Source organism: Actinoplanes sp. OR16, assembly GCF_004001265.1.
In the GTDB taxonomy this organism is placed as follows: domain Bacteria; phylum Actinomycetota; class Actinomycetes; order Mycobacteriales; family Micromonosporaceae; genus Actinoplanes.
Map to the genome: position 1 here is coordinate 3701577 of NZ_AP019371.1, position 24129 is coordinate 3725705.

At 69.7% G+C, this 24129-nt stretch carries 22 protein-coding genes and 1 other RNA gene; 13 read left to right on the forward strand and 10 right to left on the reverse strand.

Annotated elements, in window-relative coordinates; genetic code table 11:
* The first annotated feature begins 30 nt into the window (after window positions 1–30).
* Window positions 31–735 (forward strand): DUF2637 domain-containing protein, encoded by a 705-nt coding sequence (locus EP757_RS17230; protein WP_127547278.1) that lies wholly within the window; start codon window positions 31–33, stop codon window positions 733–735.
* A gap of 21 nt (window positions 736–756) precedes the next feature.
* On the opposite strand, the gene rnpB is transcribed toward EP757_RS17230, so the two are convergent.
* Window positions 757–1166, reverse strand: an RNA gene (rnpB, locus tag EP757_RS17235) — RNase P RNA component class A.
* A 296-nt stretch (window positions 1167–1462) separates the two neighbouring features.
* Between rnpB and EP757_RS17240 the strand changes: the two genes are divergently transcribed.
* The 4 genes from EP757_RS17240 to EP757_RS17255 all read left to right on the forward strand — a co-directional run bounded on the left by EP757_RS17240 (window position 1463) and on the right by EP757_RS17255 (window position 4844).
* Window positions 1463–2371, forward strand: coding sequence for a serine/threonine dehydratase (locus EP757_RS17240; RefSeq protein WP_127547280.1), 909 nt, complete (start codon window positions 1463–1465; stop codon window positions 2369–2371).
* Between the two features lie 40 nt (window positions 2372–2411).
* A complete protein-coding gene (locus EP757_RS17245; protein WP_127547282.1) occupies window positions 2412–3485 on the forward strand; it encodes a hypothetical protein in 1074 nt (357 codons plus the stop codon).
* A gap of 58 nt (window positions 3486–3543) precedes the next feature.
* Complete coding sequence (ribA, locus tag EP757_RS17250) at window positions 3544–4146, forward strand: GTP cyclohydrolase II (protein WP_127547284.1); 603 nt, start codon at window positions 3544–3546, stop codon at window positions 4144–4146.
* A gap of 86 nt (window positions 4147–4232) precedes the next feature.
* Complete coding sequence (locus EP757_RS17255) at window positions 4233–4844, forward strand: D-alanyl-D-alanine carboxypeptidase family protein (RefSeq protein WP_127547286.1); 612 nt, start codon at window positions 4233–4235, stop codon at window positions 4842–4844.
* A 34-nt stretch (window positions 4845–4878) separates the two neighbouring features.
* Here EP757_RS17255 and EP757_RS17260 read toward each other — a convergent pair whose 3' ends face one another.
* Entirely contained in the window at window positions 4879–5937 is a 1059-nt protein-coding gene (locus EP757_RS17260; protein ID WP_127547288.1) for a type I glyceraldehyde-3-phosphate dehydrogenase, read from the reverse strand.
* Window positions 5938–6432: 495 nt separating this feature from the next.
* On the opposite strand from EP757_RS17260, the gene EP757_RS17265 reads away from it, so the two are divergent.
* A complete protein-coding gene (locus EP757_RS17265; RefSeq protein WP_127547290.1) occupies window positions 6433–7149 on the forward strand; it encodes a VOC family protein in 717 nt (238 codons plus the stop codon).
* On the opposite strand, the gene EP757_RS17270 is transcribed toward EP757_RS17265, so the two are convergent.
* On the reverse strand, window positions 7128–7895 hold the full coding sequence (locus EP757_RS17270; protein WP_127547292.1) for a sulfite exporter TauE/SafE family protein: 768 nt from the start codon (window positions 7893–7895) through the stop codon (window positions 7128–7130). The two genes, EP757_RS17265 and EP757_RS17270, sit on opposite strands and share 22 nt — an antisense overlap.
* 66 nt (window positions 7896–7961) lie before the next feature.
* Window positions 7962–8759 (reverse strand): class I SAM-dependent methyltransferase, encoded by a 798-nt coding sequence (locus tag EP757_RS17275; RefSeq protein WP_127547294.1) that lies wholly within the window; start codon window positions 8757–8759, stop codon window positions 7962–7964.
* A gap of 102 nt (window positions 8760–8861) precedes the next feature.
* Here EP757_RS17275 and EP757_RS17280 point away from each other — a divergent pair, with 102 nt between their 5' ends.
* The 5 genes from EP757_RS17280 (at window position 8862) to EP757_RS17300 (ending at window position 15420) form a co-directional block, all read left to right on the forward strand.
* Entirely contained in the window at window positions 8862–9887 is a 1026-nt protein-coding gene (locus EP757_RS17280) for an aspartate-semialdehyde dehydrogenase (RefSeq protein WP_127547296.1), read from the forward strand.
* Window positions 9888–9934: 47 nt separating this feature from the next.
* Window positions 9935–10207, forward strand: coding sequence for a hypothetical protein (locus EP757_RS17285; protein ID WP_232050552.1), 273 nt, complete (start codon window positions 9935–9937; stop codon window positions 10205–10207).
* A 665-nt stretch (window positions 10208–10872) separates the two neighbouring features.
* Window positions 10873–13209 (forward strand): hypothetical protein, encoded by a 2337-nt coding sequence (locus EP757_RS17290; protein WP_127547298.1) that lies wholly within the window; start codon window positions 10873–10875, stop codon window positions 13207–13209.
* Window positions 13210–13287: 78 nt separating this feature from the next.
* The gene (locus tag EP757_RS17295) at window positions 13288–14715 is read left to right on the forward strand and encodes an RNB domain-containing ribonuclease (protein WP_127547300.1); all 1428 of its coding nucleotides are present in this window, start codon (window positions 13288–13290) and stop codon (window positions 14713–14715) included.
* 39 nt (window positions 14716–14754) lie between these two features.
* Complete coding sequence (locus EP757_RS17300; protein ID WP_127547302.1) at window positions 14755–15420, forward strand: cell envelope integrity protein TolA; 666 nt, start codon at window positions 14755–14757, stop codon at window positions 15418–15420.
* A 45-nt stretch (window positions 15421–15465) separates the two neighbouring features.
* Here EP757_RS17300 and panB read toward each other — a convergent pair whose 3' ends face one another.
* Both panB and EP757_RS17310 read right to left on the reverse strand, forming a co-directional pair.
* Entirely contained in the window at window positions 15466–16296 is an 831-nt protein-coding gene (gene panB / locus EP757_RS17305) for a 3-methyl-2-oxobutanoate hydroxymethyltransferase (protein WP_127547304.1), read from the reverse strand.
* Window positions 16297–16397: 101 nt separating this feature from the next.
* Entirely contained in the window at window positions 16398–18356 is a 1959-nt protein-coding gene (locus EP757_RS17310; RefSeq protein WP_370457831.1) for an NAD+ synthase, read from the reverse strand.
* On the opposite strand from EP757_RS17310, the gene glnA reads away from it, so the two are divergent.
* Complete coding sequence (gene glnA / locus EP757_RS17315) at window positions 18307–19659, forward strand: type I glutamate--ammonia ligase (protein WP_127547308.1); 1353 nt, start codon at window positions 18307–18309, stop codon at window positions 19657–19659. The genes EP757_RS17310 and glnA overlap by 50 nt on opposite strands.
* Before the next feature lie 178 nt (window positions 19660–19837).
* Here the strand turns inward: glnA and EP757_RS17320 are convergent, their stop codons facing one another.
* The gene (locus EP757_RS17320) at window positions 19838–20578 is read right to left on the reverse strand and encodes a hypothetical protein (protein ID WP_127547310.1); all 741 of its coding nucleotides are present in this window, start codon (window positions 20576–20578) and stop codon (window positions 19838–19840) included.
* Window positions 20579–20616: 38 nt separating this feature from the next.
* On the reverse strand, window positions 20617–21228 hold the full coding sequence (locus EP757_RS17325; protein WP_127547312.1) for an RNA polymerase sigma factor: 612 nt from the start codon (window positions 21226–21228) through the stop codon (window positions 20617–20619).
* Window positions 21229–21418: 190 nt separating this feature from the next.
* Between EP757_RS17325 and EP757_RS17330 the strand changes: the two genes are divergently transcribed.
* Window positions 21419–21844 (forward strand): DUF350 domain-containing protein, encoded by a 426-nt coding sequence (locus EP757_RS17330; RefSeq protein WP_127547314.1) that lies wholly within the window; start codon window positions 21419–21421, stop codon window positions 21842–21844.
* Window positions 21845–21917: 73 nt separating this feature from the next.
* Here the strand turns inward: EP757_RS17330 and EP757_RS17335 are convergent, their stop codons facing one another.
* Complete coding sequence (locus EP757_RS17335) at window positions 21918–23072, reverse strand: low temperature requirement protein A (RefSeq protein ID WP_127547316.1); 1155 nt, start codon at window positions 23070–23072, stop codon at window positions 21918–21920.
* Between the two features lie 43 nt (window positions 23073–23115).
* On the reverse strand, window positions 23116–24069 hold the full coding sequence (locus EP757_RS17340) for a zinc-binding dehydrogenase (protein WP_127547318.1): 954 nt from the start codon (window positions 24067–24069) through the stop codon (window positions 23116–23118).
* Window positions 24070–24129 lie beyond the last annotated feature (60 nt).

Sequence of the window (24129 nt, forward strand, 5' to 3'; positions counted from 1 at the left end):
TTTGTCTCCCCCGAGGTGGTCGCGTTACCGATGATGACCCTGACGCAGCAGTTCGCCGAGGAGTATGCGAAGGGCGCCGTCCCCGGCATGCTCAGGGCCATCCGCACCATCAAGCGGGCCAACAACCTGATCCTGATCGGCGCGCTGGCGGCCAGCTATCTGCACCAGGCCCACTTCCTAATTTCCCTCGGCGCCGGCATGTTCGCCTGGATCGTCCCGGCCGTCTTCGACCTGGCGATGCTCTCCATGCTGACCGTCAGCCAGACCACCGGCATGGCCCTGGACGCCAAACGGGCAGCCATGAAGATCCTCGCCGTGGTCGTCATCATCTCCGCGGCAGTCAACTTCGCCGCTCCCGGCCCACTCGGCCTCCGCGTCATCTTCGCCCTGGTCGTGGGCCTGGTAGCCGGCGTCGAATGGGTAGCCGCCAAGATCCGCCCCGACTTCGCCGCGATCGAGGCCCGCGAAGTCGAAGCGACCGCCGACATGCGCCCCAACCGCCGCCTCGACCCCGAAGTGGCGAAGGCCCGGGCGGCGAAGGCGGCGGCCACCCGCAAAGCCAACCAGATGGCCGCGGCCAAATCAGCCCGCGCCGCCGAGGAGGCGGCCCGAGCCCGGGCGGCAAAGGCGGCGGAGCGCGCCCGGGCCCGCTCCGACCAGGCCGAGCTGGACCAGATGCTGAACCAGACCCGCGTCATGTACACCGAGGAGATCGGCGCCCACCGAGCCTCCTGAGGGTGCGGCGTTCGGAGGCGGCGGACGAGTCGGCCTGTACGCCGGATTCTGTGGCCGGGGCCTGGGCCCCGGTGGCGGCCATCCATCTAGGCCTGCCGTTGCCGGCAGGCTCGAGCAGCCTACCCGCAGGCTCGGGCGAGCAGCCCTCGAACGCCTGCGCCGGCCGTCGCCTTGCGGCAGCGGCCTTGCTTGGCCTTGCTCCGGGTGGGGTTTACCGAGCCACCCCGGTCACCCGGGGTGCTGGTGAGCTCTTACCTCACCGTTTCACCCTTACCGGCGCCACGCTTCAAGCGTGTGCCGGCGGTCTGTTTTCTGTGGCACTTTCCCGCGGGTCACCCCGGGTTGCCGTTAACAACCACCCTGCTCTGCGGAGTCCGGACGTTCCTCGGCGGCACCTGTGCAGGCACCGACGCGACCGCCCAGCCGACTCGTCCGTCGCCCCGCAATGCTACGTGTCGCGACGTCAGCGCCACCCGCGTGGGGCACGTTCCCGAGATCTGACGAGGTCAGGCTTCCCCGGGGCGGTGGGCGGACGCGCTGGGGCTCTGCGTGCGTCGGCCGCCGTCATGGGGGCGGTGAGCGGACACGGGACCGCGGTGTGTGCGCTCGCCGCCTGTGGTCGGTCGGCCGGGGCTCGGCTTTCCGGGGCCTGGGGAGTCTTCGCGTCTCGTGCCTGCCGCCGGGCTGGGACCGCCGGCACCGAGCTGAAGGTCCTAGGCTGGTCAGTGTGATTGATCTTGACGATGTGCACGCGGCGGCTCGGCGGATCGAGGGGCGGGTCCGGCGCACGCCGGTGGTCGCGGCCGGACCGGACCGCTGGTTCAAGCTCGAATACCTGCAGCACGCCGGCTCGTTCAAGACCCGCGGCATGGTCAACCAGATCCTCGCCGGGGCCGAACGCGGCGAACTCACCGACGCCGGCGTGGTGGCGGCCTCCGGGGGCAACGCCGGGCTGGCGGCCGCCTACGCGGCACGGGAGCTGGGTGTCCCGGCAGAGGTGTTCGTGCCGGTGACGGCGCCGGCGGTCAAGGTGGCGAAGCTCGGCAAGCTCGGCGCGCGGGTCGTCCAGACCGGGAACGAGTACGCCGAGGCCTACGCGGCGGCGCTGTCCCGGACGGACGCGCTGTTCTGTCACGCCTACGACGACCCGGACATGGTCGCCGGGAACGGCACGATCGGCCTCGAACTGCTCGCTGAACTGCCGGAGCTCGACACGGTCCTGGTCGCGGTGGGCGGCGGGGGCTTGATCGGTGGGGTCATCGCGGCGCTGCGGTCCCGCGTACGAATAATCGCCGTTGAACCTCGGACCTCCCGCGCTCTGAACGCGGCCCTGGAGGCGGGCGCGCCGATCGACGTGCCGGTCTCCGGAGTGGCCGCCGACTCGCTGGGAGCGCGGCGCGTCGGCGACATCGCGTTCGAGCTGGCCCGGTCCGCGGAGATCGGCTCGGTGCTGGTCTCCGACGACGCGATCGTCGAAGCCCGCCGCCGGCTCTGGGACGACTACCGGATCGTCGTCGAGCACGGCACCGCGGCGGCTCAGGCCGCACTGCTCTCCGGCGCCTACCGGCCCGCGCCCGGGGAGAAGGTGGCGGTGCTGCTCTGCGGGGCGAACACGAATCCGTCCGATCTGGCCTGATTCACCCTCCTTCGCCTTCCCGAGCTGCAAGGCTCGGACGGTGACCAGTTTCCGCCGCTTCGCGCTCGCGGTCTGCGTGATCGGGATGCTCGTCCAGCTCCTCCTCACCGCGTACTACCTGGGCATGGGACACCGGGCGGCGCCCCACCACCTGCCGGTCGGCATGGTCGCCGCCGGGGAGCAGGCCGAGCAGGTCCGGACCATGCTCGAAGCCGAGGGCAAGTTCGAGGTCGAGGACTTCGGCTCGGTCGCCGCGCTCACCACGGCGATCAAGGAGCGGGAGGTGTACGGCGGAGTCGACCTCACCGGGGACGCCCCCATGCTCTACGTGGCGAGCGCCGCCGGGGCCGCCGCGGCCACCCTGCTGAAAGCCACGTACACCAGCGTGATGCAGCAGCAGACCGCCACGAAGCTGTCCACGATCGCCGCCTCGGGCGGGGTGACCGTGGCGCAGGCAGAGGCCCTGATCACGCCGCCGGCAGTCACCGATGTCGTCCCGCTGCCCGCCGACGACGTGAACGGCGTCTCGCTCGGCTTCCTCACCCAGGCACTGTCGCTGGGCGGCTCGATCGCCTCGATGGGCCTGGGCCGGCTCATTCCGAAAGCCCGCCGATCATGGAAGCGCGGCGTCCTGCACCTCTCCCTGCTGATCCTGTACGCGATCGGTTCCGCTGCCGCCGTGCTCTGGTCGATGAGCTGGTTCAACGTCGGCGAGGGCGCGAACGCCGTGGAGATGATGCTGATCTTCTCGCTGATCTCGCTGGCGATCACCGGCTCCACGGCCGGCGCGGTCGCCCTGATCGGACCGGCCGGCGCGCTCGTCGGCATCTTCTACTTCACGATCGGCACGGTGATCTCCGGCGCCAGCATCCTGCCGGAGTTCCTGCCCACCTTCGGACGCCGGCTCGGCGAGAATCTGCCGACCGGCGCCGGCGTGCAGGCGGTCCGCGACAACCTCTACTTCCCGGACGCCGCGATCGGCAGCCACCTGCTGGTCCTGGCGCTCTACGCGACGATCGGCTGCCTCGTCGTCCTGATCACCAACATCCTGCCGAACCGGAAGAACGCCACCTCCGAGCTCAGTCTCGGAAATGCTCCCTCCACGCCCTCATGAACCGCGGGGCACGGTCGATCCGTACTTGACTTGAAGTATCAAGTGCAGGGGAGAAAGCATGCCGGTTCGTACGCGCGTCACCGTTCCGCTCGAGTTCGCCGACGGCTACAGCACCACGGCCGAGGTGATCACCTTCACCGGCCTCGCCGACGGCAAGGAGCACCTGGCGCTCGCGCTCGGCTCCGTGACCGCCGGGGATGTCCCGCTGGTCCGGATGCACTCGGAGTGCATGACCGGCGACGTCTTCGGCTCGCAGCGCTGCGACTGCGGACCGCAGCTGCGCGAAGCCGTCGAGCGGATCGCCACCACCGGCGGCTACCTCCTCTACCTTCGCCAGGAAGGGCGGGGCATCGGGCTCTACGCGAAGCTCGACGCGTACGCGCTTCAGGACCTCGGCATGGACACGTACGAGGCGAACCGGGCGCTCGGGCACGCCGATGACGAGCGGGACTACACGGCTGCCGCGCAGATGCTCGCCACGCTCGGCGCTGACGAGATCGATCTGCTGACCAACAATCCGGACAAATCGCAGCAGTTGCGGGACCTTGGCATCTCGGTGCGGTCGGTTCGGGCTACGGGGGTGCACGCTTCGTCGGCTAATGTCCGGTATCTGCAGGCCAAGGTGGCGCATACTCAGCACACGATCGAGCTGGCTTCCTGATTTCGTATTTCCCTTTTCTATCGGATTTTTCTGGCTTTCCCGGGCGGTGGCCTCAGGTTTCCGCCCGGGAGCCGAACGGTTCTAGCGTGGGTATCGAAGGAGTGAACCAGCGCATCGCCGACATCCAGAGCCGGATGATCGCGATGCAGACGCAGCAGGCCACCGCCACCCAGCAGCGGACTGCCACTTCCGGCTCCGGAACCACGAGCGGCGCCGCGTTCGCCAACCAGCTGCAGTCCGCCATGGCGTCGGCGACCGGCACCCCGGCGACCGATAAGGCCTACAAGCTGAACAGCAAGGGCGTGCCCGAGGATCTGGCCGCGTACGGCAACGGCAAGATCCCGGAGGAAGCCCTCGGCCGGGTGGGCCAAACCGGTCACAAACTCTGGGCGCCGGCAGCCGAGAACCTGAACCGCATGATCGAGGACGCCAAGCGCGAAGGCATCAACATCGGCATCACGGACTCGTACCGCCCCTATACCGAGCAGGTCGACCTGGCCCGCCGCAAGGGCCTGTACTCACAGGGCGGCCTGGCCGCGAAGCCCGGCACCAGCGAACACGGCTGGGGCATGGCCACCGACCTCGACCTGAACGCCAAGGCCCTCTCCTGGATGCGCAAACACGCAGGTGACTACGGCTTCGTCGAAAACGTGGCCCGCGAGTCCTGGCATTGGGCATACCGCCCCAAGTCGGCCTGACGGTTCGACCGACCTTTTGGACGCCCCGCCGCCTCTAGGCCGCGCTCCAGCTCACCTGGCTCGACGGGACGGGTAAGCGCTCGCCGACCAGCTTCGCGATGTCGAGTAATCGGTTCGAGAATCCCCACTCGTTGTCGAACCAGCCGCGCACCTTCACGCCGCCGTCCGCTGTGGTCTGCGTGCCGGACGGGTCGAAGAGGCAGGAGGCCGGGTTGTTCTTCACGTCGATGGAGACGGTCGGGTCCGGGTCGTACGCGAGGACGCCCCGCAGCGGCCCGGCGGCGGCCTCGGCCATCGCCCGGTTGACCTCCTCGGCGGTGACCGGGCGGTCGGTCTGCCCGGAGATCTCGGCGAGCGAGCCGATCGGGGTCGGCACGCAGTAGTAGCTGTAGCGCATCTCGCCGATCTCGGGGAGCGCCACGCGTACGAGATCGCCGACCACGTAGTTGTGCGGGATGATGCTCTCCGCGCCGGCCCGGCCGAGCCGCGGGTCGTCCCGGGACGTGCCGATCACCGCGTCCTGCACCCGCTGCCAGCCCTGGGTGGCGAGCATGACCGAGGTGTGCACGGACCGCAGGCCGAACCGGTCGAGCAGTACCTTCGCCATCACGGTCAGCGCGTTGACCCCGCACGAGGCGGGCGAGACCACGTCGTGCACCGCCGGGTCGTAGCTGGTGTGGTTGGCGCCGAAGACCAGGAACGCGTCCGGGTCGTCGGCTGACGCGCTGATCACCACCTTGCGGGCGCCGCCGTGGGTGATGTGCGAGCGTGCCGCGGTCCCGGCCCGGAACCGCCCGGTCGCCTCGATGACGACGTCGACACCCTCCTCGGCCCACGGGATCCGCTCCGGGCGCTCGTGATGATAAGTGCGAATGGCATGATCATTGACCACGAGATAGTCGCCCCGGGCGGTGACCGTTCCGGGGAAGGCGCCCCGGATGCTGTCCCGCCGTAGCCCGTAGGCCAGTTTCTCGGTCGACGCGATGTCGTTCACCGCGGCGATCTCCAAGCCGGTTTGAGGCATGGCGGCCACGATCCGGGTCAAGCTTCGCCCGATCCGCCCGAGCCCGTTGATCCCGATCGTGACAGTCATCGAGCGCTCCTCGATCCCGGATGCTTTGTCAGCATTTCCCCCGTGGCCAGGTCGCCCCGTTTCCTCAAGGGTCCACCCCCAGTCACGACACCGACACTATGAGTTGTGCAAGTTGCACGTCAACGCACGACATTCTCACACCACCCCAGCGACGGACATCGAAGCCTCAAGAGCGATGTGGACTCTGCTCCAGCACGCTTCGGACGTGCCCATCCTCGTCCCGCACGCTGTCCCCGGCGGGCCCCGAACCGGTGGGATCGGCGGGGAACCACGCACCGTCGCATTACCCCGCATGTGCAACTCGCACGTTCCGATTTCGTGTATCGGATAACGTCTGCGTTCGCCGGATCTGATCGGGTCCGCGGCCGCCCTCACCGCCGGGCATGATCGGTGGGTGCCGATGTCATCCGTTCGGGTCAATCTGCGTTCGCGAGGATTAGATCGGCTCCCAGGCCGGTAAGCCGCCGTGTGCACAACACCCATGCGGTCGGGGGAGTGAGCCTCGACGCGGCGGACGCCGCGCGGCTCACCGCCTTCTGGCGGGTTGCGCTGGGCGATCATCCAGATGCGATCGTACGGGTGACCGAGGGCGTGCCAGCACGTTCCGAGAAGGGCCGGGTCCACTTCGGCGTCCGTCTGCGGCCGGCCGGTCCGGAGGATCTCCTGGAAGCGGGTGGCTCGGTGGTCCGTTATCCGGGTCCCGACCCCTGGTACGTGCTGGCCGACCCCGAGGGCAACGAGTTCACCGCGTGGCCGCCCGTCGAAGGTCGCCCGGCCGGGGCGTTCGAGCTGGTGGTCCGCTGCCAGTGCCCGAACCGGCTGGCGCACTGGTGGAGCCGGCTGCTCGGTGGCGAGGTGCACGACGAGGGCGGCGCGTCGGTGGTGACCGGCATGCCCGGCTTCCCGTGGGAGTTCCTGGTCTTCCAGAGCGCCGAGGAGCCGAAGCGGGCCCCGAACCGGATCCGATGGCACGTGCGGCTGACCGAGGACGGGCCCGGAGCGCTGCTCGCGGTGGGCGCGACGGTCCTGAACGACAGCGGTGACGACTGGTTGATGGCTGATCCGGAGGGCAACGAGTTCATCGCCCACGCCGGCCGGATCTCCGATGGCTCTCCTCCCGGCCGGATGGCTTCCGGCCGGTCGGCGGCCCGGCGGCGGACCGCACCCCCGCCGCCGGGCCTCCGGCCGAACTACCCGAGGAAGGCCCGGTAAAACAGCACCAGGCCGATGGCCGTGCCGAACGTGACGATCACGTACCGGAGCACGCGGGCCGGCAGTCGCCGGGCCAGTTTCGCGCCCGCGTAGCCGCCGGCCACCGTGGCCGGGGCGAGCACCAGGACGGCGGTCCACTCCACGTCCGCGAAGACGGCGAAGACCAGCAGGGTGACGAAACCGACCGTCGCTGACAGCACGTTCTTGAGCGCGTTGATCCGCTTCAGCGGCTCGTCCAGGATCAGCGCGAGCGCGGCGACGTACATGACGCCGAGCGCCGCGCCGAAGTAGCCGCCGTAGACCGCCCCGACGAAGACGACCAGCTGCAGGGTGATCGCGGCCCGCCTCGGCGGCATCTGCCGGGGATGGCCGACGAGACCGCGCAGCCGTTCCTGGAACGCCAGCGTCGCCGCCGCGCCGAGCACCAGGAACGGGACCACCACCTCGAACGCCCGGGCCGGGGTCAGCAACAGCAGCGCGCAGCCCGCCGCCGACCCGATCACCGCCGCCACCAGGGCGCGCTTGACCCGGTCGCCCTGCCCGGTGAGGTCGGCGCGGCTGCCGGCGACGCTCGAGACGTACCCGGGGAAGACCGACACCGAGTTGGTGACGTTCGCGTCGACCGAGGGCAGGCCGGTGGCGATCAGGGTCGGGAAGGTGATCAGCGATCCACCGCCGGCGATCGCGTTGACGCCGCCGGCGGCGAAACCGGCGACGACGAGCAGCAGTATGTGCGTCAAATCCATGGTGCAGGTGAATCTACGGTGCTTCCGGCGTACCGGCGCGGTGGCAGTGAAAAGGAGGCAGGCGCCTCAGGCGCGGCAGATGATCTCCCCGTGCGGGATCGCGAAGAAGCCGTCCGGATCGTCCGCCCACCGCCGCCAGCCGTCGGAGAGACGGCGCAGATCAGCCTCGGTCGCGGCGCCCGTCTCCCGAGCCGTCCTCGCCATCTCCGACTGCAGGATGCGGTCCGCCCACATGCCACCCCACCACTGGCGATCCTCGTCGGTCGTGAAACCCCAGGCGCTCACGGTCGCGGTGACGTCGGTGAAACCGGCCGCCCGGGCCCAGGCGAGCAGACGCCGGCCGGCATCCGGCTCACCGCCGTTGCCCCGGGCGACGCGCTGGTAGAGGGTCAGCCACTCGTCGAGCTCGGGGATCAGCGGGTACCAGTGGAATCCCGCGTAGTCGCTGTCCCGGGCCGCCACCACGCCACCCGGACGGGTGACCCGGCGCATCTCGCGCAGCGCCGCCACCGGGTCCGCGACGTGCTGCAGCACCTGGTGGGCGTGCACCACGTCGAACGTGTCGTCGGGCAGGTCGAGCGCGTGCACGTCACCGACCGCGAAGTCCACGTTCGTCAGGCCCTGCCGGCTCACCTCGGCCCGTGCCAGGTCCAGCGCCTCGGCGGTGCGCTCCAGCGCGGTGACCCGGCCCGGTGTGATCCGCGTCGCGAGGTCGGCAGTGATGGTGCCGGGACCGCATCCGACGTCCAGCAGGGAGATTCCGGAGGAAAGATGCGGCAGGAGGTAGGCCGCCGAATTCTCTGCGGTGCGCCAGCGGTGTGAGCGCAAGACCGACTCGTGGTGCCCGTGTGTGTACGTCGCCATGCCCTCGAAGCTAGACCCGCTGTCTCTATTTTTGGGACGTTCATCTCATTATGTGAACAACAAGATTTCTTGGTTCGCAGTTCAGGCCGTATTTTGTTGTCCATGAGGATCGGCATCGTGGGTGCGACGGGACAGGTCGGTGCCGTCATGCGCCGGATCCTGGCCGAGCGCCAGTTCCCTGTAGACCAGCTCCGTCTCTTCGCGTCCGCGCGCTCCGCGGGCCGCGCGCTCCCGTGGGGCTCCGGCGAGGTGACCGTCGAGGACGCCGCCACCGCTGACTACAGCGGTCTCGACATCGTGCTCTTCTCGGCGGGCAAGGGCGGCTCCAAGGAGTACGCACCCCGCGTCGCCGAGGCCGGCGCGGTCGTCGTCGACAACTCCTCCGCCTGGCGGATGGACCCGGACGTCCCGCTCGTCGTCGCCGAGGTGAACCCGGACGCGGCCGCCAACCGGCCGAAGGGCATCATCGCCAACCCGAACTGCACGACGATGGCGGCGATGCCGGTGCTCCGGCCGCTGCACGACGAGGCCGGCCTGGTCGCGTTCGTCGCCACGACCTACCAGGCGGTCGGCGGCGCCGGCCTCGCCGGTGTGGCCGAGCTCGACGAGCAGATCAAGAAGGTCGCCGACCGGGCCACCGAGCTGACCCACGACGGGTCCGCCGTCGAGTTCCCCGAGCCGCGGTCCTTCCCGAAGCCGATCGCGTTCAACGTGATCCCGCAGGCCGGCTCGTTCGTGGACGACGGCAGCGGCGAGACCGACGAGGAGCAGAAGCTCCGCAACGAGAGCCGCAAGATCCTCGATCTGCCGGAGCTGCTCGTCTCGGGCACCTGCGTGCGGGTCCCGGTCTTCACCGGCCACTCGATCCAGGTGAACGCGCGCTTCTCCCGCCCGCTCACCCCCGAGCGGGCCCGTGAGCTGCTCGGCAGCGCACCCGGTGTGGAGCTGTCCGATGTGCCGACCCCGCTGCAGGCGGCCGGCCGTGACCCGTCCTATGTCGGCCGGTTCCGAGTGGACCCGACGGTGGAGAACGGCCTCGCCCTCTTCATCTCGAACGACAATCTGCGCAAGGGCGCGGCCCTCAACGCCGTGCAGATCGCCGAACTGGTGGCCGCTTCGCTCCGCTGATTTCTTGTGAAAAGGCACCGTCCCTTGTGGGACGGTGCCTTTTTTGCATGGAAATTTGGGACTTTTTGCCCGAATCGGTAGCGCATGGCCGGTTTTGGCGGCACAGTGATGGAATGAACGACAGTGGGCTCGGCGGGGCAGGTTACTTCTGGTGCCTCCGCGACCACCGGGTTGAGAGCGGCGACCAGGTGTGTCCCGCCCAATACCGGCTCGGTCCCTACGCCACGGCGGACGAAGCGACGCGGGCACTCGACACCGTCGAGAAGCGCAATGCCGAATGGGATGCCGATGATGCCCGCTGGACAGGGGAAGCCAGCTAGATCTGTCCGGACCCCTCCGGTCGATGGCTCGTTGTCCATACCGGAGTGAGTCCCGTCTCCAGGCGCAGACGTGCCCGCAGTCATTCGCAAGGAGGAACACCTCGATGCCCGCTGCCAAAAAGGCGACGATGAGACCCGCTGTGTCCACCCGAGGGGGTGGGGGAGGCCGTGCTGCGGCTGTGCCTGCCGCTGCTACAAGAAAGGCTCCCCCCAAGGCTGTCGTGTCCAAGGCCGCTGCTACGACTCGGGGTTCGTCCTCGGCTGCCGGTAAGGGGCGTGCTGTCGCCGGGGCCAAAGCGGTGAAGCCTGTCGCGGCTGCTGCTCGGGCGGGGCGGGGGTCGGCTTCCACGCGGGTCACTGCCAAGGCGCCTGAGGTCAGGAAGACTGCTGCTCCTGTTCGGTCCGCCTCTTCTAAGGCTGCCCCTGGTAAGGCTGTTTCCTCCAAGGCTGCCGCTTCTTCCTCCAAGGTTGCCGCTTCGAAGGTCGCCGCTTCCAAGGTCGCCGCTTCCAAGGTCGCTGCCACCAAGGTCGCTGCCTCCAAGGCTGTCGCCGGCAAGCCGGCGGCCAAGGCCAAGGCTGTCGCTCCCAAGCAGGCGGTCCGGTCGGTGGAGCGCGGTGCCGTCAAGGGTGCTCGCGCCGTACCCGCAAGTCCCAAAGCGTCCGTGGTGAAGCAGAAGCAGGCGCCCAAGGCGGCCGCGCCCAAGCCGGGCCGGAACGCGGTAGTGCCGGCCGCGCGTTCCGGGCGGTCCACCGCCAAGCCGTCGGTCAGGTCTGCCGGGCGGCGGGTCGCGGCCGCGTTGAGCGGTACCGGCAAGGGGCAGGTCACCGTCTCCACCGAGGACCTGCGGAAGATGGATGAAGTCGACCCCAGCCAGGTCGAGGACGTGCCGTTCGTCGGTAAGTGGTTCCCTTCGCACTCCGGCCCGGCCACCCCCGACGCGGACTCCGACCAGTGGGGTTCCGACCGCCCCGACCTCGACGCGATCGGCGGCGGAGGCAACGGCCCGGACGCCGGCGAACCGCCTGCCGACGACGCCACCCCGGACGACGACTTCGAGGACGACGACGAGGACGAGACCACGCGCCGCAACGTCTCCACGTCACTTCCCGAGGTCTCCGAGATCGCCACGGTCCCGGACGACTTCGACGCGTCGGTGAGCACCGCCTTCATCGCCGGCGTACCGTCACCGGCCGCCCGCCCCACCGGCGCCCGCGTGGCGAAGGCCGGCCCGGCCCGGACCGCCGGCGCCAAGGTGGCACAGTCCGGCCGCGCTACCGGCCGAGCCACGGTCAAGCCGGTCTCCCCGGCGGCGGCGCCTGCTGAGGTCGCTGCCCCGGCCGAACCCAAGGCCGCTCCGGCGGCGAAGTCCGCGAGAGGCAGGGCGACTTCGGCTTCTGCTTCCGCTTCGAAGACCGAACGAGTAAGCGGCAAGAAGTCAGCCCGCACCGCAGCAACGCCGGCGACGAAGACGACGGCGACCAAGTCGGCTGCGACCAAGTCAGCTGCGACCAAGTCAGCGGCGACCAAGTCAGCGGCGACCAAGTCAGCGGCGACCAAGTCAGCTGCGACCAAGGCGGCGGCTACCAAGACGGCGGCTGCGAAGGCGGTCGGGGTCAAGGCGACTGCGGCGAGGACGGCTGCTTCCAAGGTCGCCGGAACCAAGGCGACCGCGGCGAAGTCGACGGCAGCGGCGACCAAGGCCGCCGGGGCTAAGGCGGCTGCTACCAAGGCCGCCGGCACCAAGGTGACTGCTACCAAGGCCGCTGGGGCTAAGGCGACCGCGACCAGGGCGGCCGGGACCAAGGCGACCGCGACCAGGGCGGCTGCTACCAAGGCTGCGGGTGCCAAGGCGACCGTCTCGAAGGCGGCTACTGCCAAGGCGACCGGGACCAGAGCCACTGCGGCGAAGGCGACCGGAACCAAGGTGGCTTCGAAGGCTACGGCGACCAGGACTACGGCGGCCAAGACTGCTGGGGTGAAGGCGACCGCTGCTAAGGCGACTCCGACGCGGGCCGCCGGTACCAGGGCGGCTGCGACGAAGGCGACCGCTACCAAGTCGACCGCTACTAAGGCGGCTGGCGCGAAGGCGACTGCGACCAGGGCGACTGCGAACAGGACTGCGGCTAGTAAGGCGGCTCCCGTCAAGGCGGGCAAGGCGGTGGCTACCAGGGCTACGGCGGCTAAGGTCGCCGGCGGTAAGGCTGGTGCCAAGGCGACCGGAGCGAAGGCCACCAAGGCTACGGCGACCAAGACGGCCACGAAGGCCACTACTGCCAAGGCGACTGCGGCCAAGGCGACGGCGGCCAAGGCGACGGCTACTAAGGCGGCCAAGGCCACGGCTTCCAAGGCTGCCGCCACCAAGTCGACCGCTACTAAGGCAACCGGTACCAGGGCTGCCGCGGTCAAGGCCGGTAAGGCTACGGCTGCCAAGGCTACGACCAGGGCCGCTGGTGCCAAGGCGACCCTTTCGAAGGCGGCTACCACCAAGGCGACCAAGGCGACCGCTGCCAAGGCGACCGCTGCCAAGGCGACCGCTGCCAAGGCGACCAAGGCGACAGGGACCAAGGCGGCAGGGACCAAGGCGACTAGCGCGAAGGCCGCCGGGACCAAGTCCACTGCGGCGAAGGCGAGCACCGCCAAGGCGAGGGTCGGCAAGGCGGCGACGGCTAAGGCCACCACTGCCAAGAGCGCTGCTGCCAAGGCCACTACCGCCAGGGCCACTACTGCCAAGGCGACCGCGACCAAGGCGACCGCGACCAAGGCCGCTGCAGGCAAGGCATCCACTGCCAAGACGGCCGCCAAGAGTGGTAACGCCCGGGCCACCTCGCCCAAGGCTGCGACGGGAGCGACCGGGCGTACCGCGGCGAACAAGTCGGCTGCCGCCAAGGCGGGGAGTCCGGCCGGTAACTCCGCCAAGACGACTAGGGTCGCTCGCGCTTCGGGGGCTAACGCGGGCGAGGGCTCCGGGCGTACGACGTCAAGGGTTGCGCGCAAGCGGTAACGGAAAGAGGGACCACCGTGCGGGCCACGCCGATCGGCGTGGCCCGCGTGTGTGTCGTGGGCCTGGTAGGAATGTCGGGTGCCGATCAAGAAGGTCATAGCGCCGCAGATCGACTTCTCCGGGTTGCGGCAGGAGTTGCGCCTGCCCGACGAGTTCCCGGTTGAGGTTCTCGCGGAGGCTGAGGAGGCGGCGCGCACGGCGCTGCCCGAAAACGATCAGACGGACGTGCCGTTCGTGACCATCGATCCGGCCTCGTCGCGGGACCTTGATCAGGCGATGCATCTGAGCCGGCGGGAGGGTGGCGGTTACCGGGTTCGCTATGCGATCGCGGATGTCGCCACGTTCGTGCCGGCGGGCTGGGCGGTCGCGGCGGAGAGCTGGGTACGGGGACAGACCGTCTACCTGCCCGACGGCCGTATCCCCCTGCACCCGCCGGTGCTCAGTGAAGGCGCGGTGAGTCTGCTCCCCGACGCCGACCGTGCCGCGGTGGTGTGGACCATCGACCTGGACGCCGAGGGTGCGACCGTCGGTGTCGCGCTGGAGCGGGCGCGGGTCCGCAGCCGGGCCAAGCTGGACTACGCGAGCGTGCAGCAGCAGGTCGACGCGGGTTCGGCGCCGGAGTCGGTGGCGCTGCTGCCGGAGATCGGCACGCTGCTCGCCCGGCGGGCCGCGGATCGTGGCGCGGTGAACCTTCCGCTGCCGTCGCAGGAGGTCGAACGCGACGGTGACGGCTGGCGGCTGGCTCTGCGGGCCCCGCTGCCGGTCGAGGAGCACAACGCGCAGATCTCGCTGCTCACCGGGATGGCCGCTGCGGCGATCATGCTGGAGGGCGGGGTCGGGCTGCTGCGGACGATGCCCGCGCCGAAACCGGAGGCCGTCGAGAAACTCCGGGCCGCCGCCGCGTCGCTGGGGATCGAGTGGCCGGCCGGAGCATCGGTCGGTGCGGTGGTCGGGTCGGTGGATCCGGCGAATCCGCGAGGTGCGGCATTCCTGGAACAGGCCGCGGACCTGCTGAGGGGAGCGGCCTACACAGCGTTCGGCGTGCCCGGCAGCGAAGGGATTCCCGAGTTGACCGGGCACGGTGGAGTCGGAGCTCCCTACGCCCACGTCACCGCACCGCTCAGGAGGCTGGCCGACCGCTACGCCACCGAGACCTGCCTGGCACTGCATGAGGGCCGCCCGATCCCGGACTGGGCCCGCGAGGCCCTGCCGCAACTGCCGAAGACGATGTCGAGCACGGACCGGACCGCGTCGGCGGCGGATCGTGGGGCGATCGATCTGGCCGAGGCGGTGCTGCTGGAGCAACGGGTGGGTGAGACGTTCGAGGCGGCGGTGCTGGATCGGGAGGAAGGGTCGGAGAAGCGGCCGGCGCAGGGGACGATCGCGATCGACGAGCCGGCCGTGCGGGCCCGCTGTCTCGGTGATCTGCCGCTGGGCAGCCGCATCGAGGTGCGGCTCACCACCGCGGACCCGTCGACCAGGACGGTCCGGTTCGAGAAATCGTGATGTGTAGTCTCTTCGATCAATCGACGAGGGGACTGCACGGTGAATCGAGCCTGGAGCACTGTGGCGGCGCGGACCGCCTCGGTGGCGCTGCTGGTCGCCGGCCTGGCCGGGGGCGTCTACCTGGGCGAGCAGGCCGGCACGCCGGAGGCTGCCGGGTTCGCCCAGGTCGAGGTGAGCGACATGCAGCTGCTCAAGGAACGGCAGAACGAGCACACCGCGGCCCGCGCGATGCGGCACGAGGCGGAGACCGAGGCTGCCGGGAAGGCCGCGACGGAGGCGAAACGGGCCGCGGGTGAGGCGCGCACGCTGGAGAAGAAGCGGATCACGAAGAAGAAGGCGGAAGCGGAGGCGAACGCCGGTCCCGTCCCCTTCACCGGTCCGATTCCCGGCTCGTGCAAGGAGTTCAGCGGCAGCCGCGCGGTCGGCTGCACGCTGATGCTGGCGAAGGGGTTCGGGATCGCCGAGTTCCCCTGCCTCAACCAGCTGTGGAACAAGGAGAGCGGCTGGAACTACAAGGCCGAGAACCGCAGCTCCGGCGCCTATGGCATTCCGCAGGCGCTGCCGGGTAGCAAGATGGGCTCGGTCGCCGCCGACTGGAAGACCAATCCGGCGACGCAGATCAAGTGGGGACTCGGGTATGTGAAGGGTCGCTACAAGACGCCGTGCGGCGCGTGGACCTACTTCCAGAACAACGGGCATTATTGATCTTCGTACGAGGGGAGCTGCCGTGCGCTCCCCTCGTACGAATGATCAGAAGGTGTGCTCGGCGGCGGGGAACTCGCCGCTCCTGACCTCCGCCGCGAATTGCCGCGTCGCCTCGGTGAGGGCGCCGGCCAGATCGGCGTAACGCTTCACGAACCGCGGCGCCTTGCCGGTTCGAAGACCGGCCATGTCCTGCCAGACCAGCACCTGCGCGTCGGTGTCCGGCCCGGCGCCGATGCCCACCGTCGGAATCTCCAGCTCCTTGGTGATCTGCTGTGACACGTCACCGGGCACCATCTCGAGGACGACGGCGAAGGCGCCCGCGTCGGCGACCGCCCGGGCGTCCGAGATGACCTCGGCGCCCTCGTTCTCCCGGCCCTGGACGCGGTATCCGCCGATGGTGTGCTCGCGCTGCGGCGTGAAGCCGATGTGCGCCATCACCGGGATGCCGGCGCCGGTGATCGCCTCGATCTGCGGGGCCATCCGGCGGCCGCCTTCGAGCTTCACGGCGTGGCAGCCGCCCTCCTTCATGAAGCGGACCGCGGTGCGCAGTGCCTGCGTCGGGCCCTCCTCATAGCTGCCGAACGGCAGGTCGCCCACGATCAGCGCGGTCTTCGTCGCCCGGACCACCGCCTTGACCAGCGGCAGCATCTCGTCGACGGTGACCGGCAGGGTGGTCTCGTGGCCGTAGACGTTGTTCGCCGCCGAGTCGCCGACGAGCAGGACCGGCACACCGGACTGGTCGAAGATCGAGGCGGTGTACATGTCGTAGGAGGTCAGCATCGGCCAGCGGTCGCCACGAACCTTCGCGTTGATCAGGTCACGGGTACGGACGCGACGGGTCGGCGGGCCGCCGTACAGGGTGGCAATTTCCGACATTTCACATATCTCCTTCCCTCGAGGCCGCGCGGATGCGGTCCCCGGGTGCGGTAAATGGTCGCACCCGAAAGCGCCCGCCGGTCAGAGGTCAGTGGAGGTTTTCACACGGGTTTCGCACCTTCGCGAAACGAGTTGGTAATGGGCAGGCGGCGGTCCCGCCCGAACGCCTTGCCCGAGATCTTGGTGCCCGGCGCTGACTGCCGGCGCTTGTACTCGGCCAGATCGATCATGCGGAGGACCCGGTCCACCAGGGCGGCGTCGTTCCCAGCTTCGATCAACTCGGCGCGGCCCATGTCGTGGTCCACGTAACCGCGGATGATCGGGTCGAGCACCTCGTAGTCCGGCAGCGAGTCCGAGTCCTTCTGATCCGGCCGCAGCTCGGCGCTCGGCGCCTTGGTGATCGAGTTCTCCGGGATCGGCGCGTTCCCCTGCGTGTTCCGCCAGCGCGCGAGCTTCCACACCATGGTCTTCGGCACGTCCTTGAGCGGATTGAATCCGCCGACCGAGTCGCCGTAGAGCGTCGAGTAGCCGACCGCCAGCTCGCTCTTGTTGCCGGTGGTCAGGACCAGGTGGCCTTCCTGGTTCGACAGCGCCATCAGGATGACGCCGCGGACCCGGGCCTGCAGGTTCTCCACCGTCACGCCGGAGAGCGACATGTTCGCGAGGAAGGCGTCGACCATCGGCTGGATCGGTTCGGCCCGGTAGTCGATGCCGGTCCGCTTGGCCAGCTCGGCGGCGTCGTCCTTGGAATGCTCCGAGGAGTAGCCGCTGGGCATCGAGACGGCGAAGACGCGTTCCGGCCCGAGGGCGTCGACGGCGATGGCGGCGACGACGGCGGAGTCGATGCCGCCGGACAGGCCGAGGATGACCGATCGGAACCGATTCTTGTTGACATAGTCTTTCAAGCCGAGAGTGAGCGCCGCCCAGACCTCGGCCTCGTCCTCGATCCGTTCCGCGATACCGCCCTCCCTCGTGCCGTCCTCCCTCGTGCCCGGGATTTCCGGACTCAGGGCGATGCTCTCGCGAGTGATCGCCATGTCGTCGGCGATCGACTGCTCGACTCGCGGCTTCGCCGCATCGGTCTCGCGGGCCTCGTTCGGCGCGGCGTCGGCATCGGGCAGATCCAGATCGTGTACGAGGAGAGCCTCACTGAACTGACCGGCCCGGGCCAGCAGGACCCCGTCCGGGGACACGATCATCGAGTCGCCGTCGAAGACCAGTTCGTCCTGCCCGCCGACGGCGTTGACGTAGGCGACGGTCGCCCCCGCCTCGGCGGCCCGGCGCTGCACGAGCGGAAGCCGTACGTCGTCCTTGTTCAGCTCGTACGGCGAGGCGTTGATGTTGACGACCAGGCCGGCGCCGGCCCGCCGAGCCGCGGTGAACGGCCCGCCCGCCTGCCAGATGTCCTCGCAGACGGTCAGCGCGACGTCGACCCCGCCCAGCCGCACGACCGTCAGCGACGTCCCGGGCTCGAAGTACCGGTCCTCGTCGAAGACGCCGTAGTTGGGCAGGTGGTGCTTGAAGTAGGTGGCGACGACCCGGCCGCCGTGCAGCAGCGCCGAGGCGTCCCGCCGCCCGCTGCCGGCGACCGCGTCCGAACTGGTGTGCGCCGGGCCGTCGGCGTCCACGTAGCCGACGACCACGGCCAGGTCGCCGAGCCCGTCGGCTTGCAGGTCGGCGGCGAGCCGGTGCAGGGCGTCGCGGGAGGCGGCGACGAACGAGTTGCGGAAGACGAGATCCTCGATCGGGTACCCGGTCAGCATCATCTCCGGGAAGGCGACGAGGTGCGCGCCGGCCGCGTGCGCCTCGCGGGACCAGCGGCGTACCGCCTCCGCATTGCCGTGAATGTCACCGACGGTCGAGTTCACTTGAGCAAGGGCGATGCGCAGCGTGGGCATGGCCCATATTGTTCCCCGGCTCACGCCTTTCCGATCGTGACCCGGGCCGACGTCACAGGCCGTGCGCAGCGTAGTCTCGACGGACAGGATCGATACGGCACGAGGGGTGGAAGTGGACCGACAGCAGGAGTTCGTGCTTCGGACGCTCGAGGAGCGCGACATCCGTTTTGTCCGTCTTTGGTTCACCGACGTGCTGGGCACGCTGAAGAGCGTCTCGGTCGCCCCGGCGGAGCTGGAGTCGGCGTTCGAGGAGGGCATCGGCATCGACGGCTCGGCGATCGAGGGCTTCGCCCGGGTCTACGAGTCGGACATGGTCGCCATGCCGGACCCGACCACCTTCCAGGTCTTCCCGTTCGAGGGCGGCGTCAGCGGCGAGAGCGCCCGGATGTTCTGCGACATCCTGCTCCCCGACGGCAGCGCCGCCTGGGCCGACCCGCGTCACGTGCTGCGCCGCGCCCTGGCCAAGGCCGCCGAGAAGGGCTTCACCTTCTACACCCACCCCGAGGTCGAGTTCTTCCTGATCCAGGACGGGGAGAACGACGGCTCGGTGCCGGTGCCGGTCGACAGCGGTGGCTACTTCGACCACACCACCCACGCGATCGCCCGTGACTTCCGCCGCCAGGCCGTCCTCGCGCTGGAGCGGATCGGCATCTCGGTCGAGTTCAGCCACCACGAGGTCGCGCCCGGCCAGCAGGAGATCGACCTGCGCTACGCGGACGCGCTGACCACGGCCGACAACATCATGACGTTCCGGCACGTGGTCAAGGAGGTGGCGCTCTCCCAGGGCGTGAAGGCCACCTTCATGCCGAAGCCGTACACCGACCAGCCCGGCTCGGGCATGCACACCCACCTGTCGCTGATGGAGGGCGAGCGCAACGCCTTCTACGACCCCGAGGACCCGCAGAAGCTGTCGAAGACGGCTCGCGCGTTCATCGCCGGTCTGCTGGTGCACGCCCGGGAGTACACGGCGATCACCAACCAGTGGGTGAACTCCTACAAGCGGCTCTTCCCGCTGCAGCTGCCGGACCGGATCACCGAGTCCCCGGCGTTCGTGAGCTGGGGCCACCTCAACCGGTCCGCGCTGGTCCGGGTGCCGGCCTTCGGCAAGCCCAGTTCGGCCCGCGTCGAGGTCCGCTCGATCGACTCGGCGGCCAACCCCTACCTCGCCTTCGCCGTCATGCTCGGCGCCGGCCTCAAGGGCATCGAGGAGGGCTACGAGCTTCCCCCGGGCGCCGAGGACGACGTGTGGTCGCTCTCGCCGGCCGAGCGCAAGGCCGCCGGTTACGAAGCGCTGCCGGAGAACCTGTCCGAGGCGATCGACGTGATGGCCGGCTCGGAGCTGATCGCCGAGGTGCTCGGCGAGCACGTCTTCGACTTCTTCCTGCGCAACAAGCGGGCCGAGTGGGAGCAGTTCCGCCGCGAGGTCACGCCCTACGAGCGTCAGCGGTACCTCGGCGCGCTCTGATCACGAACGTAAAAGAAACGCCAGGCGGCGGCGATCCTCCCCGTGGAGAGTGAGGATCACCGCCGCCTGACTGGTTCGGCTGCCTGCGCTGGGGTGGGGGCTACCCCGTTGTCAGCCGACCTGTAGGGCACCCGATGGACCGCCCGTTCCCCTGATCCGATCCACCGGGTGCCTGCCTTCACCTGTCCTGGTCGCCGTCGCCGGGGAAACCACCGTCGTGGTCCCCGTCGCCGTCGCCGGGACGCGCGCTGAAGCTGGGCTGCGGCCTCGCGCTGGAGCTGTAACCGAAACTCGGCCGGACGCTGCCGCTGGGCCGGACATAGCCGCTGGGCCGGACGCTGCCGCTCGGCCGGACTCCCGGCCTGCGCAGGTCGAAGCAGTAATTCTCGACGCGGGTGCGGTCCTTCTTGCCGGCCTTGCGGACGAGATCGCGGAAGTGGTCGTCGTCGAGGGCCCGCCATCGGCCGTCCCGGTCTCGTCCGTCGAACTCGGTGCACAGGTCGGCCACCTTCGGGCGCGGCCGGGCTGAGCTGGAGGGCTTCGGGGAGTCCGACGGCTTCGGGCGCGGGGACCAGCTGGGGGAGGACTCCGGCGAGCGGGACGGCTCGGCGGACGAGGAAGCGAACATCGGGTTGGGCAGGGCGCCGGTCGACGCGGCGAGCGCCACGCCGCCCACTGTCGCGGTGGTGGCGAACGCCGCCGCCGCGACCTTGAAGGTCAGAAGCTTGAGCATCGGATTTCTTCTCCGGGCGACCGCCGGTGCGGGGGAGTGGGCCGCGGCCCGGAACGCGGCCATCGCCGTGGCCTCCCCGGCCAGCTCCCGATCCGTGGCGGGCGCCGCCGCCGCGGACAGGAGATCGGCCAGCGGATGCCCGTGCCGGTCTCCGCGCAGCAGACTCTCCGCGGTCGTCCGGTCCATCGGGCCTCCTCCCTCGGGGCTGCCTCTCTCGGGGCTGCTCATCTCATCTCCTTCAGCGCCGGCGCCGGAAAATGTGTCACCGGCGGAGGTTTGCGCTGCTCAGGGATGTTGAGCCGCTGAGCGAGCCGGCCCAGCCCGCGGTAGGCGGCGGTACGCACCGCCCCGGGGCGCCGGCCCAGGATCCTCCCGGTCGTCTTGGCGTCGAGGCCGACGACGACGCGCAGCATGACGGCCTCGGCCATCTCCTGCGGAAGGGACGCGATCAGCGTGAGCGCCGCTTCGGTGGTGACCAGTTCCAGAGCACGATCGGCGGTGTCGTCGTCGGCGCGCATCTCCGCCAGATATTCGTCGGCGTGACCGGACGCCGACTGCGGGCGCCGGCGCTGCGCGCGCAGCAGGTCCATGGCGCGGTGCCGGGCGATCGTCGCGGTCCAGCCGCGGAAGCCGTCGCCGTCACCTTTGAACGAGCGCAGGTCGCGGGCGATCTGCAGCCACGCCTCGGAAGCCACGTCCTCGGCGTCCTCGCCGACGAGCACGCGCAGATAGCGGAGCAGCGCCGGTTGTTGCAGGCGGTAGAGCTGCCGGAACGCGTTCTCGTCGCCGGACTGCGCGGCGCGCACCACGGCGTCGAGCTCTTCCGGTGCCAGCATGCGACCTCCGTGCGTTCCCCGTACGTGCACTGTCCGGATCCGCCGGGCAGGCAGGCTCCCGTGGTTACAGCGCCGGGCCGCGAGAATGTGTCACAGCTCGGTTCGGAAGAAAAGTTTGAGCCGTCCTTTCGACGTGGTAGATCGTCTCCGATACGGTCGGGTGCTGACATCATGCGACAAGGGAGAAGCCGTGCTGGAAGACCTGCTTGAAGGCGCCGGGCGGAGCATCGTTTTCGGTCTGGTCGGCATCGGCCTGATGGCGATCGGCTACCTGCTGATCGACGTGCTCACCCCCGGCAAGCTCAAGGACCTGATTTTCGTCGAACGCAACCCCAACGCGTCCTTGCTGCTGGCCGCGAACCAGCTGGGCATCTCGGCGATCGTTTTCACCGCCATCTTCACGAGCTACGACTCGTTCGGAGAGGGCCTGGCCTCCACGGTCCTTTTCGGTCTCGTCGGCATCGGCATCATGGGCCTCGCCTTCCTCGTCCTGGACTGGATGACGCCCGGCAAGCTCGGCGAGGTCATCTGCACGCCCGAGCGCCACGGCGGCGCGCTGGTGAGCGCCGCTTCGCACTTCGGCGCAGCCCTGATCGTCTGCGCCTGCATCTCCTGACGCCGCACGCTCAGCGGTCTTGATCGTTTCACCACCGGATCCGGTGTAGAACGGTCAAGATCGCTGCGGATCCTCACCCCGACGTCCGGCCGAAGTCTCCGATCGCTCCGACCATGCCCATGCGGCGGACCCGGGGTAGGTCCTCCGTTATCGCCGCTGCTGACATCAAGATGGGGATCGCCGCCAGTTGAGCCACCGCCACCCAGTGGCCCAGCGGGATGGTGGCGAGGACGGCTGCCGCGGCGGCGAACCGGTACCAGATCCGGTCGAGCCCGAGCAGCCACAGGAAGACGGCGTGGCCGACGTAGTAGAGGGCCACGCCGCCACTGAGCGCGATCGCCGTACCCCAGTGCATCGGCTCGAACGCGTATCCGACCGTCTTCTTGATGCCGACCGCTGTCACCACGATGCCGAGCAGCATCGGCAGGTGGCCCCAGCCCCAGGCGTTCAGCGCGAGCCGTCCCCGCCGCCGCGGATCGGTGCACCCGGCGAGCACGTGCTCGGCCCGCCGGTCGTCACCGGCGAAGTAGCACCACCACAGGTAGTACGCGATGCAGAGCCCGAGCACCGCGACGAGGACCGCCTCGAAGTCCAGCGGCACGTCCCGGAACCCCAGCCCGATCGCGATGATCGACTCACCGATCGCAATGATCATGACGAGGCTGTGCCGCTCGACGAAGTGCCCGGCCGCGAGCGAGTGCATCTCGAGCGGATGGACGTATCCCGCGGCGAGCTGGACGAGCGGCGCCGCGATCCAGCACAGGTGCCGGTAGGGTTCCGGCAGCAGGCCTCCGGCGAGCACCAGCAGCGCGGCCAGCATGTTCATCGGGCCGAGCAGCCGCATCATCCGGGCGGCTTCCGGCCCGGCCCGCAGGAACAGGATCGAGTGCACCAGGTTCACCACGACGTACCCGGCGCCGAAGATCCACCCGTACTCCCCGAACGCCTCCGGGGTGGCGATCGCCATGACGAGGAACCCGGACATCCCGGCGAGCAGCATCGTGCGCCGGAACGTCGTCGTCGGGCCGACCGCGTTGGTGAGCCAGGCGTACCCCGAGTACATCCACCAGAGGACCGCCAGCACCAGTAGGACGTCCACCACCCCGCCGAGGGTGAGGTCGTCCGCGAGCGTCTCGCTGAGCTGCATGACCGTGAACACGAACACCAGGTCGAAGAAGAGCTCCAGCGTCGACACCCGGATGCCGGCCGACTCCCGTTGCTGCGTCATGGGGCGCAGCCTATGTTTTGCTCCCGGCGTCGTGTGGCTCGCGTCAAGTGAGACGGCGCACGTCGATCAGGAGCTTGCCCGCCGTGGCCCGGCTCTCCAGGTCGGCGTGGGCCTGGCCGACGCCGGCCAGCGGGTAACGGCCGCCGATCCTCGCGCGCAGGACACCCCGGCCGGCCAGGTGGAACAGGCGGGCCGCGCTGGAGCGGTAGAGCTCCTCGTCGTCGAGGACCCGTTGCAGCCAGAAGCCGTGCACCCCGGTCGAGGTCGTCATCAGGTCGTCCACCGCCACGGTGTTCGCGACGTCGCCGGCGACGCCGTACGCCACGATCCGGCCGAACGGCGCGAGCGCCGCCTGGAGCTGCTCGAACGTCTTCCCGCCCACGCTGTCCAGCACCAGGGTCGGCGGGGCGCCCAGCGCGCGGCTCACCGCCGTACCGAGGTCGGGGTGTTGTGAATCGACCGCGACGTGCGCGCCCAGGGCGATGGCCGCCTCGCGTTTCGCGGGGGAGGAGGCCAGCGCTGCCACCCGGGCGCCGGCCCACCGGGCGAGCTGGACCGCGAGATGACCGACGCCGCCCGCGCCCGCGGTCACGACCACCAGGTCGTCGCCGTCGATCCGGCCGAGAGTGTGCAGGCTGTGCCAGGCGGTCAGGCCCTGTTCCAGGACGGCGAGGGCCTGCTCGTCCGGGACACTGTCCGGAATGTCCACCGTGTAACGCCGCAGCGGGGCTGCCACCTGTGCATATCCGCCTCCGGAGCGCAGCAGCGCGGCGACCCGGCGGCCATCGGAGCGACGCCGGCCGACCACGTCCGCGCCGAGCACCGCGGGCAGGGGAGGCTTCTCGTGCTCGCCGCGGCGGCGGTGGACGTCGGCGTAGTTGACCCCGGCGAGCGTCACGTCCACGACATCGGCCCCGGGACCGGGCACCGGCTCGGGGATCTCCGCGACGGCGAAGAGCTCCGTCCCACCGAAACCGGTGATCACCGAAGCGAGCATGACCCATTGAAACAGGACGGCGGCGCAGGGCAAGCGCACCACACCCGAACAGGACCGGAT